This is a genomic window from Planobispora rosea (assembly GCF_014648175.1).
Classification (GTDB): Bacteria; Actinomycetota; Actinomycetes; order Streptosporangiales; family Streptosporangiaceae; genus Planobispora; species Planobispora rosea.
Map to the genome: position 1 here is coordinate 40437 of NZ_BMQP01000045.1, position 12660 is coordinate 53096.

A 12660-nucleotide genomic window follows, 5' to 3' on the forward strand; every position below is an offset into this window, starting at 1 on the left:
GGTCAGATCTCTTCTCCAGACGCAGGACCAGAGCTTTCCGGAAGGAAGACCGGGTCGGCCACGTGCCGCAGACGCCCGTTGCGGACGACCCGGCCCGTGGCGCCGTCGAGGTACGCCGGCTGGACCATGGAGATGAACTGTCCCTCAGCCGGTGTGTTGACGATGGTGAAATGCTGAGGGTGGTCCGTGTACGTCTCCATACGGCGGAGACCGGCCACGGTGAGCAGCTCGTCGACCAGGAGGAGAAGCGACTCCGGCCCGCCGGTTTCCCGGAGTCTGCAGTCGAGCTCAGCCAACTGCGCGAGGTGGAGCTTGCGGCTCTGGAAGGACTCGAGGACCGCCTGCCGGAGAGTGCTCACAAGCTGTTGCTGAGTAAGGTCGCCGTGCCTGCCTTCTGATTCGGCGAGGAGGTCGGCGGCATGGTGGACGAATCCATCGAGGATCTTCAGAGGGTCGAGCCGTTCGTGATCGTTCACCATGGACTTCAAGCGGTTCGCCATCTCGACACGGATCTCATGCGTGATCTCGTCGCGGACCTCCGCTTCGATCTCGGCTCGAATCTCGTCCTTGAGCGCCGACCGGACGCCGGACCGCACTTCGGCCTGGATCCTGTGGCCGATGGTGGCGGACATCGCGGCGATCTTCCCTTCCAGGTCATGCCGGAGGTCCTTGAGAAGAGAGATCGTCGCGATGTCGCCCCGGTTGGTCCCACCGTGTGTGGAGCGCGTCTCCCGCGAGACGGGCGAAGAGGCAGGACGGTCCACCCGGCCTCGGCCTGACGAACCCGAACCGTTTTTCTGGGGCTTACCTGCCATGGTCGGCATCCTCTTCGATGGTGACTTCGCGGAAGTGGTTGAGAATTTCGTGGGCGGCGGCATCGCGGAGTGCGGCGAGTTCTTCCCGGGTCGCGGGAGACGTCCGACGGGGGAGCGGCTCGATCGGCGGTAGCAGTACCGGAGAGCGCTCGGAGGGCGCCGAGAGCGTCTCGTCGTCCAGCGGGACCAGAAAGAATCCCGTGCCGCTTGTTTTGTCATCCATCAGACGCTTCACCGCCTTGTTGACGGCTGCGAGTCGCTTGACGTCCCCGCGGAGGTCTTTCAGGAGTGATCGGTAATGGTCTTTCCAGTCCTCGTAACCGTGGGGGAGACCGATGGCCAGATAAGGGTTCTGCCAGTCCTGGCGCTCGTTGACGGTGGTTTCCGATCGTTCTCTGACGATCTTCAGGTTCCTTGCGGCGCTCGGTTCGATGTCCTTGACTTCTTCCAGCAGCCGGATGGCGAACTCGAGTTCGTTCGTGTCCTGCGCCAGGTAGGCGCAGATATTGTTGATCTCCGCATAGGTGGTCTGGTCGACGAGGTACTCTCCTCGGTCGTCCTTCGCGGCTGCCGCCTCCAGCAGCTTCTCCGCTTGTGTCTTGGCCTTGTCCAGCCAGCCCATCAAGATCCATCGGTAGCAGTTGTAGAAGGCCCGCCATGCGTGGAACTCGGTCAGTTTCGCGTCAACGGCCGCGGACGGTGTCCATAGCGCGGAGAGCAGCGACCACAGGCCGTAGTCACTGGTGAGGTGCTCGGGCCAGCGCCCGGTCTGCGCACCGAGCAGGATCTCGTCGAGAACCGCCTGCTTGCCGGCCGGGAGGAGGGGGCGGAGCCGTAGATTCTGCTCGCCTCGCCACAGCGAGGCGAGCAGGCCGTAGACGTCTTCGCCGGTGAGTTCGTCGCCGACGAGGAAGGCGTGCCGCCGTTGCATGTCCGACCAGCGGATCAGCTCCGCCCCCTCCGCGCTGATCGTTTCCGGAGCGACTCTGGCGCGGATGTAGACGCGCTCCTTCTCCTGCCCCGGGAATTTCCAGGGTTCGTCGGTCCGGTCGAGGAGAGCGAGGTCGATGAGGTCATCGACGACGGAGATCGGCGGATCGGGCAGACACGCGATGATCTCATCTGCGGAGACCTGGCTGGGGTGACCGAGTGCGGCCAGGTAGGTACGCCAGGCAGGTCCTCCATCGAGGAGGGCGGGTGGAAGCGTCCTGATGGTTCCCGCTCGGGGCATGTCGAGGGACAGCAGTTGGGCGCGCTCGCCCCCGTGCTCACTCATCCACGGCATTCCCGCTTGAAGGAGCCGGTTCACTGTCGTGATCAGCTTCTGCGGCGCGAGAGTGCTCAGCAGGGTGCGGACCGCGTTCGGCAGCGTGGGGTCGGGCACGCCGTCGACCGCGGTTTCCACGATCCCCCGCTCGGGGGTGGGGGCCGGGGAGAGGTTTATGAGATCACTCAGGCAACGCTGGAGTGCGGCGACCGTGTCGGCGCCTTGGACTCCGAGTTTCTGCCAGCCCGCGGTAACAGGATTGACGATCTTCCCGTCTGGTCCCCGAGACGCTTTACGCCGCGCTCGGTTCTCCCGCCAGGCCGCCAGGGTCTCGGAGCGAGATGATTGGCTGGGCAAAGAGGGTCCAAAGAGAACTAAGGATTGGCTGTGATAAGATGATAAATTTTCAAAATGCTATAAAATTGTAATATTTTAGCCCTTCTATGATATGCCCCAGATTGGCTTGCTCGGGGCATGGCTTACTCGGTGATCGCTGAATCATTTCTGGTCGGCGATGCTGGTCAGATGAGCCCGAAGAGTAAGGCGGCTGGGGGTGGACGGGGGCTCCTGGTGGGTGGTGGTCGGCGAAGAGCCAATGTCTCGATCAAGGAATCGGTGCTGCCGTACGCTCCGTTCCACTCCTGCAGACCCGCGTTCAGGCAGGAGGGCAACTGGCTTATCGGTCTTGACCAACGACGTCCATGACGTCGGAGCTTCGCTGTTGCCCTCGCTGCGCCACCGTGGTGAGCAAATCGTCCTTGGCTTGTGCGCCACCGGGATTGATCGCCGCTCGGGTGAAAGAGTTTGGTGATCACCCTCCGTGGTGAGCCTCGGTCTGTCGTCCGCGCCCCGTGGGATGTCAGCAGCCGTCCGTCACCGGATTCATACTCGGTGAGTCGCGGTCAGATGCCACTGCCCTATCGCACCGGCCTATGGTCTCTCGCGTGTCAACGGCCAAGTGCGTGTCGCCGCTGGTGGCCGGGTCGAGGTCCCCATCCCGAAGAAGTTGACTACTTCTTGGTCAGGCGTCCGCCTGTCCGGGTTCGTGCCTGTTTCATGCGGAAGGACTTGCCCTCGGTGACCACGACGACGGTGAGATGCCTGTTGGGCCGATGTGATGATCGCGTAGCGTCCGGCCCTACCAAGGACTGCAGTCGGCAGGAGGCCGAGGGTCAGGAGGTAAGCCCAGATCCGCCAGTACCGCGAGTGCCTCGGAAAACGGCCTCAGGAGAGGATCGTGCGAGACCGGCCGGACGCCGTCGAAGCTCCTCTGGGCGGTGAGGCTGCGTGGATCACGAAGACCGGTGAGCCGGTAGTGGCGCCACAGAGTACGTGGGCCGGCGTCGATGGTGAACAGGTCCGGTCGACGCCACATGACCAGCGACCAGGTGCCATTGGAGGAGGTGGCCCAAGCCCCGACAAGGCTAGAAGCCTGGGCCGCTGCGACCGCCTGGAGCGCGACAAGACGCGCGTTGCCGAAGGCGCCGGTGACGTGCAGCAGGCGTTCTCCATGCCGGTGTACCTTGTGGCGCTGCTCTGCGAGCGTGCGCAGAGCGCCGGTGAGAGGGTCGGCCTGGACGATCTCAGCGGCGAGACTCTGGATCGCGTACGGACTTAGCTCCGGGCCGAATGCGTCCTGCAGCAATTCGCTGTACTGCTCGATGTACTCCGGTTCGGCAGCGGGGAGAAGGTGATCCACCACAGCGGCGGCTCTGGTGAAGGCGACCGTGGTGGCGGTGCTGACATGGCGGGGAGCGTGAGCGCGAAGAACGGCGAGGCCGACGGCTGCCAAGCTGGCCACCTGCGGTTCTACTTCGGTAGGCGGCGTATCGGCACCCAGTTCGCCTACGGCGTCCGCCAGGAGGTCGAGCCAGGCGTGGTCGTCGTGATCCCAGGCGCCGGCCGCTGCCGTCCAAAGCAGGAGCCTGGTGACGAGCATCCGCTCTGGCAGCTCCAGCGTCGGCGCGACCCGTGTGAGCCGGTCGGCCCAGCGCTGGTAGCGGCGACGTGTTGCGGCATCGCGTGTACGCAGGTCGGGAGGGGCCGTGACGGTGGCGGGCTGATCGGTCACGGTTTCGGGGTCGTCGTTGTCGAGCCCGGCGTCGACGTCGTTCGCGAACTGCTCCTCCCAGGGCACCGGCGGCACCTCCTCGTAGGTGCCTTCCTGCTCGGCTGCGAGAGAGGGCAGGCCGAGGGCGAAACGCAGCAGTGGCGTTCCAAGGCGGCCAGCGCATTTGTCTAGGTAAGCTGTCCACCCGCCGCCGAACAGATTGGAGGCGCCCTCGACTCCCGTGGTCGTGGTCGACGCCGCGGCTGGCGCCGGCAGGGTGGAGGGCCGGGTCAGCGAGGTGGCGAGAGTGTTGAGGTCAGCGAGGAACTTGTCGGCCAGGCGCTCGTTGGTGAAGAGCTGGCCGGGCTGGGTCGTGGGGGCGGGGGCACGCGTGAGGCCCTGTCGGGCCTGTGCGCGGGGAAGATCGACGGCGAAGACGACGTTGCTGTGACGCACCTGGCCGTCCACGGTGGTGACCAGTCGGACTCGGCTGCCGCCGTCAGTGGGTTGGGTGACCAGTACCTCTGTGAGGCCGGCGGACACCTCGCCGGCGCGTTCCCACGTCTCGGGCGGGGCCGTGGCGGCGGACAGTTCCAGGTATCCGCCTGTGCGCAGCGTGCGCGTGAACATGACGTGCAGGCCCCGTTCGGTCCGGGTGGCTCCGAGTAGAAGTGGCGCTCTTCGCTCGGGCCGCGAGCGGATCGAGAATTTCAGGGAATGCAGATCAGCAGGGGGAACGATTGCCCCTGCGGGCATGCGTGAGGCCTCGATCGGTGTGATGAGACCGAGTTCGCAATTGCCGCCGTTTTCCAGGGACGTGGACAGTGCGGCGGCCGACAGATTAGGGCTGCCGGTGAGCGCGTACCGGCGGCCCTCGACGACCCATTCGATGAGCTTGCCGTGCCGGTAGCGGGGTTCGGCATCGAGGCGGACGTCGGCATCGAGTTCGGTGACAAGGTCGGCGAGCGCGCGGCCATCGAGTTCGGTGCGGCCGGGTTGGAAGCTAACGACCAGCTGACGCGGCCTCATACGCTCAACCAGACGGCGCAAGGTGACAGCACCAGGATCATGGAACGGCGCGCACACCGCGAGTTCCTCAACCGGGCCTTTAGGGAGCTGTTCGATGATGGGCCGCTGGCTGGACGACATCAGCCGGAGGTCCGGATGCACGACCTCGGCTCGCTCCTGCAATGCCGCAAGACCATCGGCGACTCGGCGGAGCGCATCTGGCACGCCCACGGAGAACCGGACTCGGTCCGGCAACCCGGACAGCCACGTCGCGAGATCACCGAACAGGCCGGGGACGTGGCTCTGGTCGGCTCGTAACACGGTCCACAGTTCCGCGTTGGCCTGCCAGCCTGCGAGTGTGACATTGCCGGAGCCGATGGCGACGGTGGCCCGCTTGGGGCCCACCAGTACCATCAGCTTGGGATGGAAGGCTCCATCACAAACGGCCTGGCCGGGCAAGTAGACACGTCCGGCGCGGCGCACGGCACGCGGGTCGATCACGCTCATCGCAGCGTCGCCGACCAGACTCACCCGCGCCCCGCACATCTGGGTGATGCCCAGCACGACCGTTTCGAAGAAGCCGAGATCGGTGGTGAAGCTGAGGAACAGAGCCTCCTCAGCCTGCCGGTCCCCATGCCGCTCCTCCTCCATCAGCAACGTCAGCGGGGAGGAGAGCTCCAGGTTTATCGGTGGCTCAGTCAAGGAGCACCTGCCCGGCAGCGGTCACTCGCCAGGTCCCGCCGGTCAGTTCGAGCACCCCAGCGCCGGCCAACACAGAGGTGAGCTGTGCCAGCCGCAGTCCCACGTCACCTCGTCCTTCCTTGCTGGTCCGGTAGAGGAGTCCGTCACGTTCGTGCAGCCGGGTGGGCAGCCATAAGGTTCCGTTCGGCCGGCGGCGGGCCTTCGACAACGCCACGCGGCGGGCGCGGGTCAGCAGATCGTAGGTGAGCCCCCGAACGAAATCACGCGGCGAGCCAGACCAGGACTCGGCCAGCCGCCATGCCATCCACTCAGGGCCGAGTTCGACGCCGCGTTGCCCGAGGAAGGCGTCGCGTACTCGGCCGGACAGTTCCTTAACTCGCCGGGTATTGACGATTAGCACTGCCAACTCGCGTACCGGGACGGGGAGGTCGCTCATTCGCAGCTGTTCCTCTGCTGGGGCGGGGGCACCGGTCGGAGTGACGGTGGAGGGCAGCCCATCCATGAATGTGGCCATGGTTCCGTCCGGCATGCTGTCGGCGAACCGTTCGGCGAGGTCGTCGGCGGGCATCAGGCCGACGACCTCGGACACGAGCCACGACCACAGTCGCCGCCAAGCGCCCACTGCGTAGTTGCGTAGCACCACTCCACGCCAGGCCGGCGCCGTGTCCAACGAGGCGGTGACGGGGTCACTGGTCAGGAAGTCTCCGTACGCGATCACTGGCCTGACGTGGTTAGTGACGTCGCCGATCTCATGCGTCTGCATCACCCGGGCGAGCAGTCGAATGGTGCTTCGCCGGCTCAGCGCGGTGGTCTGGGCGGACTGGTCGTCGGGCTGGCAGAGTAGCCTCGCGAGCCACGCGCCGTCGGCCGCTCGGCCGCCACCACACACGCAAAGGTGCGGGTGGTTCCGTAGCTCGTCCACGCTGAGTTGCCGACGGGCCGCCAACTCAAGGATGCCGTCTAACCCGGCGATCACCTGCTCGGCCGCGCACGCGGGACCTGGGACCGGCATGCTCGCGGATGAGAGGATTCCGAGGGAGGTCTCCGAGGCCTCGTACGGTTTCCAAAAGCCCCACGCGTTGCGTACGTAGCCGCCCTTGACGGGCTGCGCGGCCTCGGCCATGACCACCTCGCCGCTCTGTAGCCGAGCTGCGAGAGCATCGAGGCCGTGCGCCCGCGGCAGTCCGATCTCGCCGTGATCATGCGCGTACGACACCGCTGCCATGACGACCTCACAACGGCGCAGCAGGTCCTGCGCCTGCTGGGGGGACAGACGGCGGCGCTCCGCCTCTATGGCGACGAGGGCGTGCAGACTGTAGTAGCGGGCGTGCGGCGTCACCGTCGTCACACCTGGCACCAGCAGGTCAGCCATCCGCATCACATGCCGCTCGACCGACAGCGGATACCTGCCCGCGGCGACGTCGAGTCCGCTGGCGCTCCAGCCGGGGCCCTGCACCATGTGCATCGACGTCTCCTGGATCCTGGGCGTCATAAACGCCGACACTACCGAGCATGTCCGCTTGATGAAGCAGATAGTGATGAGAATGTCACCCAGAGAGATGGTGTGCGGATGTGCATCTGGCCGCTGATCGACTTGATTGAGACATGAGGGAACCGTGGCATCCTTCTCCTGGATGTACGGGCCGCAGTAGGCGAGCATGCCGCGTTCACGCTAGGACTTCACGGCGAGGGCGTCGAGTTGACGGCGAAAATGGACGGGCGTGAGAAAATCCACACTCGTCCGGGTGTCGTGCTCCTCGGCATGGCCGAGGTCTTGGGCTTCGGCGATCCGGAGATCGGGTGCGTGCTTCTGGACAACTTTGACCGTCCGCACCCGTAAATCTGCGCAGCAGTCGGGTGGTCGTGTAGTGCGACTGTGCTGCTGGAGTCGGCCGACTACCTGCGTGGCCGGAGTTCTTTCTGTTCGCGGACTTCGGTGATCTGCTCGCTGCCCACGCTGTAGGTGACGACTCCACGCCAGACCTTCCGGGCGGGATCCTTGTGCCACTCCAGCAGGAGGCCCGGCAGCCACGTCGACTCACCGCGGATCCAGCAAGGCTTGGCGTTCGCGGGCACGAAGTTGGGAAAGCATGGAATGCACGCTCCGCGTCCCTCAGCCTGTGCCTGGCGGAGGGGGACCGGCCTCGGCTCGTGAATCTGTTGTCCGAAACGCGCAGCTTTACGCTGGCCTTCGAGAAGGGCCTCGCAGGAAGCGGACCGGTGAAAGACCGAGCCGCCCTTGGATGTGTACACCGTATTTGACAACCCTGGTGGAACGGGTGCGCAATCGGCGCATTGACCCAAGACCAACTCATGTATGCAGCGTTCTTCGGCCATATCAACGATGATCTCCCGTGTGATCATCTTTGGCAACGGAAAATCGCTGCTGTGAAGCATATGAAAATCGCAGGGAGTGCTGGATGTGGCCCGGTGCGGTCACTGCGCGGCCACGTTCGTGATGGGCACGTGGTGGGCACGGACGGGTGTCCGTGCCCACGTACGAACCGTCAGTAGCCGTCACCGACAACCGCCGCTGACGTGCGGAAACGGCCCCGTCCGGCACCGCCGGTCATGGGCCGTCACGGGGCGAGGCACGCTCATAATCCCTTGGTCGCGGGTTCGAGTCCCGCCCGCCCTACCCCTGCCAGCCTCTACAAGAGTGCCCCTGACCTGCGTGTTTGCACCCTGAAGATCTCTCGCCGTATCCGGCGGTGTACGGCTGTCGCCGGGCCATTGCGGCTTGCTCTTCCCAATGCCTTCCCGCAGGATCATGCCTTTTGAGTGCCTTGGGAATCCGGCGTCGGGCGGCCTCGTCCTAACCTACGATGCACTTGGCGTAGATCCGTAGGAGGACGTTCATGCTGCGGCCGGCCCACTGGACAACTCTGGGGCGTGGAGGCCTCAGAGTTGTGTCAGGCCGACACACAGGCGTGTTGGAAGTCGTAGACCTTCCCTCGGAAACTTCAAGTGTGATTGTGAAATAGCAGGTCGGGAAGTGTCCTCCCCACGCCCGTGGGGGTGAGCCGCAGCGGGACAGCTCGGCGGTGGCGGTGTGCAGGTCCTCCCCACGCCCGTGGGGGTGAGCCGATGAGCCACTCCAGCGTCAGGTCGGGGGCGGGGTCCTCCCCACGCCCGTGGGGGTGAGCCGAGCACCACGACGACGCCCCCCAGGCGCCCGAGTCCTCCCCACGCCCGTGGGGGTGAGCCGTTCGACGGGCCGCTGCGGGTTCTACTGTTCGGGTCCTCCCCACGCCCGTGGGGGTGAGCCGACCCTCAAGCACGGCTGGGGCGTGGCCAAGACGTCCTCCCCACACCTGTGGGGTGAACCGAATCGAATCAGGACAGCGTAACCCTGAGACGCTTTCGCTGTGTTCGGCTGTCGTCGATCTCCTGCGGTTTTCCCCAATGTCTCTCACAGGATTACGTCTCCTTGAGCGCTTCGGAGATCCGGCGCCGGGCGGTCTCATCCTGGCCCACGATGCATTTGGCGTAGATCCGTAGAAGGACGTCCACGCTGTGCCCCGCCCACTGGGCGACCTGGGGCGCGGGAACCCCGGCGTTGAGCCAGGTCGACACGCAGGCGTGCCGGAGGTCGTAGATCCGCCTGGCCAGAGGCAAGGCGACCTCCTGGGGGGTGAGGGCCTGCTCGCGCGCCGCTGCCCACGCCCGCCGATAGGTGATGGCGGGCAGATCCCCACCCTTGACCCCGTAGAACAGTCGACCGTCGGGGTCATCGCCGAACTCGGCGAGGTGCGCACGGAGAATCCTGGTCAGCTCCGGTGGGCACGGTACGGAACGCGCCTGCCCGTCGGCACGGTGCTTGAGGGAACGCACCTCGCGCAGTGCGCCATCGTCGGTCCATTCGCGGCCGGCGAAGGGCGCGGCCTCGGAGAAGATGAGCTCTCCCCAGTCATCTGCGGGTTCCTCCATCTGTCCCGTCTCCGGGTTCTGGATCAGGGGCGGAATCGTGACGTTGTGAACCCGGAGGTGGACGGCTTCCTCGGGGCGCAGCCCGGCGTAGTACATGATCGCGAAGAACGCCTTGAGCCGCTTGCCGCTCGGTCTCCGCGCCTCCACGGCGGCCAGCAGCGCCCGCGCCTGGGCGTGGTTGACGACGCTGCGGCGGTCCACCTCGGTGGCGGTCCTGGGCCGTTTCCACTTCAGGGCCTTGATCGGATTGTGGGAAAGGATCTTGAGCTCCACGGCGTAGTCCAACGCGGTCTGCAAGATGGTCTTGTTCCGCAGCACGGTGCTGGTGGCGGCGCGCTTGCCGTCCAGCCGGGAGGTGGCGACGGCCAGCAACTCCCGGACGGCCGACGGATCGGCGAGCGCAGACAGGGGCTTGGTGTTGGCCGCCAGCCAGCGCAGCACGGCGGCCGCATCCTCAGGTGCGCTATCCCGCTGCCGGGTGTTGAAGGCCCAGCGCTTGAGTGCTCTTCGTACGTCCTGGTCCGCGGGTCTGCCACGCCCATCGATGATCATCGCGGGAGTGGCTGCAGTCAGCGCCCGCGCGATGTCCTGGCGGTAGTTCGCCGATGAGGCGCTCCATTTCATATCCACGAACGTGCACGCGAAGGCATACCAGCTCATCTCCGGCATGTCGATCCGCTGCCAGGAGAGGGGCTCGCCGGTCAGCAGGCTGAACGGCTCACCGGTCCGCGCGGCCGTCAGTAGCGCGCTGCGGTAGGTGTCCGCCTGGGCCTGCCGGGGGAACGACTTCTTCCACGGCTTGCTGGCGGTCTGCCACAGCACCCGGTACGAGGTGACCTTGCCCTTCGCGTTCGTGCGCTTCTCGATTTTGTAGATGCGCACGTTATGGGTGACGTCCCTCATCGGGCGTCGTCCTCCAGGCCGGCCAGCCAGCGGTCGAACTCGCTGCGGTAGATGCGCAGCTCCCCGTTGGGCAGCCGGAAGCACCTGGGCGCGCGACCCTTCTGGCGCCAGTCGTAGAACGTGGAGCGGGTGATCCGCAGCTCGGTGCAAATGTCGGCGACGGTGAGCTTCTCAGCCTTGGACATGGCGGGACTCCTTGCGGTCTTCGATGACGGGGCGGGTTCGGTGATGCTCGGCCACGGCTTCCGGAGGGATGCCATGGCGGCACAGCGCGCATCCGGCCGAGTGGGAAGCGCCGTGCGGGCAGGTGGAGGTGAGGGCCTCGGCGACGCTGCGATCGGCCGGGCTGTACCGCAGTGGCGGGCGGCGCGGTGGAGCGGGCAGGTCGGCCAGGCGGGCGGCCAGGACGGCGTACGGATTGCGTACGCCCAGGACGTTGGCGCCGATATGGGCGGCCAGGGCGTCAGGGCTCCAGCCTGTGGCCAGCGCGGCCGTGACGGCCGGGGTCAGGCGCCGGATCTGAGCCGGGGACAGCGGCCAGGCCGATCCGAGCACTTCGATGAACCGCCGGATCGGCTCCTGCGGCTCTTCCGATCGTTCTGAGTGAGATTTCCCGCCGCCCGGACCTCGGCCCGTCACCGGACCGGTGCTCTTGAGCGTTCGCGCGGGAGGTGGTGGTTCCTGGTGGTTCTTTGGTGGATCGGGTGACAGCTGCGTCACCCCTCCCCGGACACCCGTGTCACCCCCTGCGGTCACCGGCGTCACCCCGGACAAGTTGTCCGGGGTGACAAGTTGTCCGGGGTCAGCGCAGTTATCCACAGGCTGCGCGGGAGTGTCTGCGGGCGTACGGAGGATCAGCGTGTAGCCGTTGGTGCCGTGACGGCCGCCGCCACGGGTGACCTTCAGGTGCCCGGCGGCCTCCAGTTCGGCCAGGATCCGGCGGACGCTGCGCGGGCTGATGTTGGCCTTATTCGCGACGGCGGCCACCGCCGGCCAGCAGCCGGTGCCGTCGTCGCGCGAGCAGGCATCGGCCAGGGCGAGCAGGACCAGACGCTGGTTGCCGGAGGTGGGCGAGTGCTGCCACACCCAGTTCATGACCGCGATGCTCACGGGTGGTGTCGACCTTCCCTGTGGTGCTGATGGAGTGCTCAAGTGGGAAGGGCGGGTTCATGGCGCCGGTCCGAGAGCGTTCCGGGCCGACGGGGGACGAGCCATCGGCTACCACGCCCCCAGCGGCAGCGCGGTGACCAGCATGGCCAGGGCAGCCAGCAGCAGGTGCACCGCGGCCTTCAGCCGCCGGTACTTGGTGCGGGTCAGCGCCGACAGGCCGAGAATCTCGGTGCCAAGCCGCTGCTCCGGATCGGCGGTGAGCGAGCCGATCAGAGCCTCGACATCGGCGGCGTCAGCGTGGGCGATGAACCCGGTCCCGGACCGCCCGCAGCGCGGCAGGGCGGGCCGGATGACGATGAGCAGGACGACGATCGCTGCGGCCAGCAGGGCGGCCCCGGCGATGACGGCGGCCAGGGCAGCCGCGGGCGGGGGGATAACAGTCAGTGCGGCGGCCAGGACGGCGAACATGGTGCCGGCCGTGCCGAGCAACGCGGTGGCCTTGACGTCGATGCGGCCCAGCTCCAGCCGTACGGCGTCGGCTTCGCACTGCAGGGCCTCAGCAGCGGCAGGGCCGGGGCGGTAGGCGCGTACCGCACGCAGCAGAAAGGCAGCGACCTCGGCAGGGCGTTCAGCGGAGATGTCGATCCACAGGTGTGGCGCATCTTCGGTGGTGAGGTCATTGATGGTGATGGCCCACTGGCAGTTGGGGTGGAGGCGGGGATCGCGCAGTGGGATCGCCTGCCAGAAGGTGGTATCCGGGTTCGGGCTGTTCGGCTGGTCAGGGGTGGCCGACGGGCGGGTGGTTGGCATCATGGAGGTACTCCTGATCTCGGTTGAGTGAATGGGGTGAGCGGGCGCGCCCGGCGCGGGCTGGT

Annotated in this window: 8 protein-coding genes and 1 CRISPR repeat array; all 8 genes read right to left on the minus strand. The window is 66.5% G+C overall.

Annotated features, from left to right (window positions below):
* Window positions 1-2: 2 nt before the first annotated feature.
* The 8 genes from IEZ08_RS32070 to IEZ08_RS32105 all read right to left on the minus strand — a co-directional run bounded on the left by IEZ08_RS32070 (window position 3) and on the right by IEZ08_RS32105 (window position 12598).
* Window positions 3-815: a hypothetical protein gene (locus IEZ08_RS32070; protein WP_189243594.1), complete on the minus strand. Its 813-nt coding sequence runs from the start codon at window positions 813-815 to the stop codon at window positions 3-5.
* Complete coding sequence (locus IEZ08_RS32075; RefSeq protein WP_189243595.1) at window positions 805-2220, minus strand: hypothetical protein; 1416 nt, start codon at window positions 2218-2220, stop codon at window positions 805-807. The genes IEZ08_RS32070 and IEZ08_RS32075 overlap by 11 nt, the downstream gene beginning before the upstream one ends.
* Window positions 2221-3220: 1000 nt before the next feature.
* A complete protein-coding gene (locus IEZ08_RS32080) occupies window positions 3221-5842 on the minus strand; it encodes a phospholipase D-like domain-containing protein (protein WP_189243596.1) in 2622 nt (873 codons plus the stop codon).
* A complete protein-coding gene (locus IEZ08_RS32085; protein WP_189243597.1) occupies window positions 5835-7502 on the minus strand; it encodes a hypothetical protein in 1668 nt (555 codons plus the stop codon). The genes IEZ08_RS32080 and IEZ08_RS32085 overlap by 8 nt, the downstream gene beginning before the upstream one ends.
* Window positions 7503-8839: 1337 nt before the next feature.
* Window positions 8840-9111: a CRISPR direct-repeat array (repeat unit 29 nt; unit sequence GTCCTCCCCACGCCCGTGGGGGTGAGCCG).
* Between the two features lie 151 nt (window positions 9112-9262).
* Window positions 9263-10675 carry a tyrosine-type recombinase/integrase gene (locus tag IEZ08_RS32090; protein WP_189243598.1) on the minus strand — a complete coding sequence of 471 codons (1413 nt, stop codon included), beginning with the start codon at window positions 10673-10675 and terminating at the stop codon, window positions 9263-9265.
* The gene (locus IEZ08_RS32095; RefSeq protein ID WP_189243599.1) at window positions 10672-10860 is read right to left on the minus strand and encodes a helix-turn-helix transcriptional regulator; all 189 of its coding nucleotides are present in this window, start codon (window positions 10858-10860) and stop codon (window positions 10672-10674) included. Before IEZ08_RS32095 ends, IEZ08_RS32090 begins: the two co-directional genes overlap by 4 nt.
* The gene (locus tag IEZ08_RS32100) at window positions 10847-11785 is read right to left on the minus strand and encodes a helix-turn-helix domain-containing protein (protein ID WP_189243600.1); all 939 of its coding nucleotides are present in this window, start codon (window positions 11783-11785) and stop codon (window positions 10847-10849) included. Before IEZ08_RS32100 ends, IEZ08_RS32095 begins: the two co-directional genes overlap by 14 nt.
* 108 nt (window positions 11786-11893) lie before the next feature.
* On the minus strand, window positions 11894-12598 hold the full coding sequence (locus IEZ08_RS32105; protein ID WP_189243601.1) for a Pycsar system effector family protein: 705 nt from the start codon (window positions 12596-12598) through the stop codon (window positions 11894-11896).
* Window positions 12599-12660 lie beyond the last annotated feature (62 nt).

Bases quoted from the DNA above. Each gene is read 5' to 3' on its own strand.
- IEZ08_RS32070 (WP_189243594.1), bottom strand. From the start codon at position 815: ATGGCAGGTAAGCCCCAGAAAAACGGTTCGGGTTCGTCAGGCCGAGGC.
- IEZ08_RS32085 (WP_189243597.1), bottom strand. From the start codon at position 7,502: ATGCTCGCCTACTGCGGCCCGTACATCCAGGAGAAGGATGCCACGGTT.
- IEZ08_RS32090 (WP_189243598.1), bottom strand. From the start codon at position 10,675: ATGAGGGACGTCACCCATAACGTGCGCATCTACAAAATCGAGAAGCGC.
- IEZ08_RS32095 (WP_189243599.1), bottom strand. From the start codon at position 10,860: ATGTCCAAGGCTGAGAAGCTCACCGTCGCCGACATTTGCACCGAGCTG.
- IEZ08_RS32105 (WP_189243601.1), bottom strand. From the start codon at position 12,598: ATGATGCCAACCACCCGCCCGTCGGCCACCCCTGACCAGCCGAACAGC.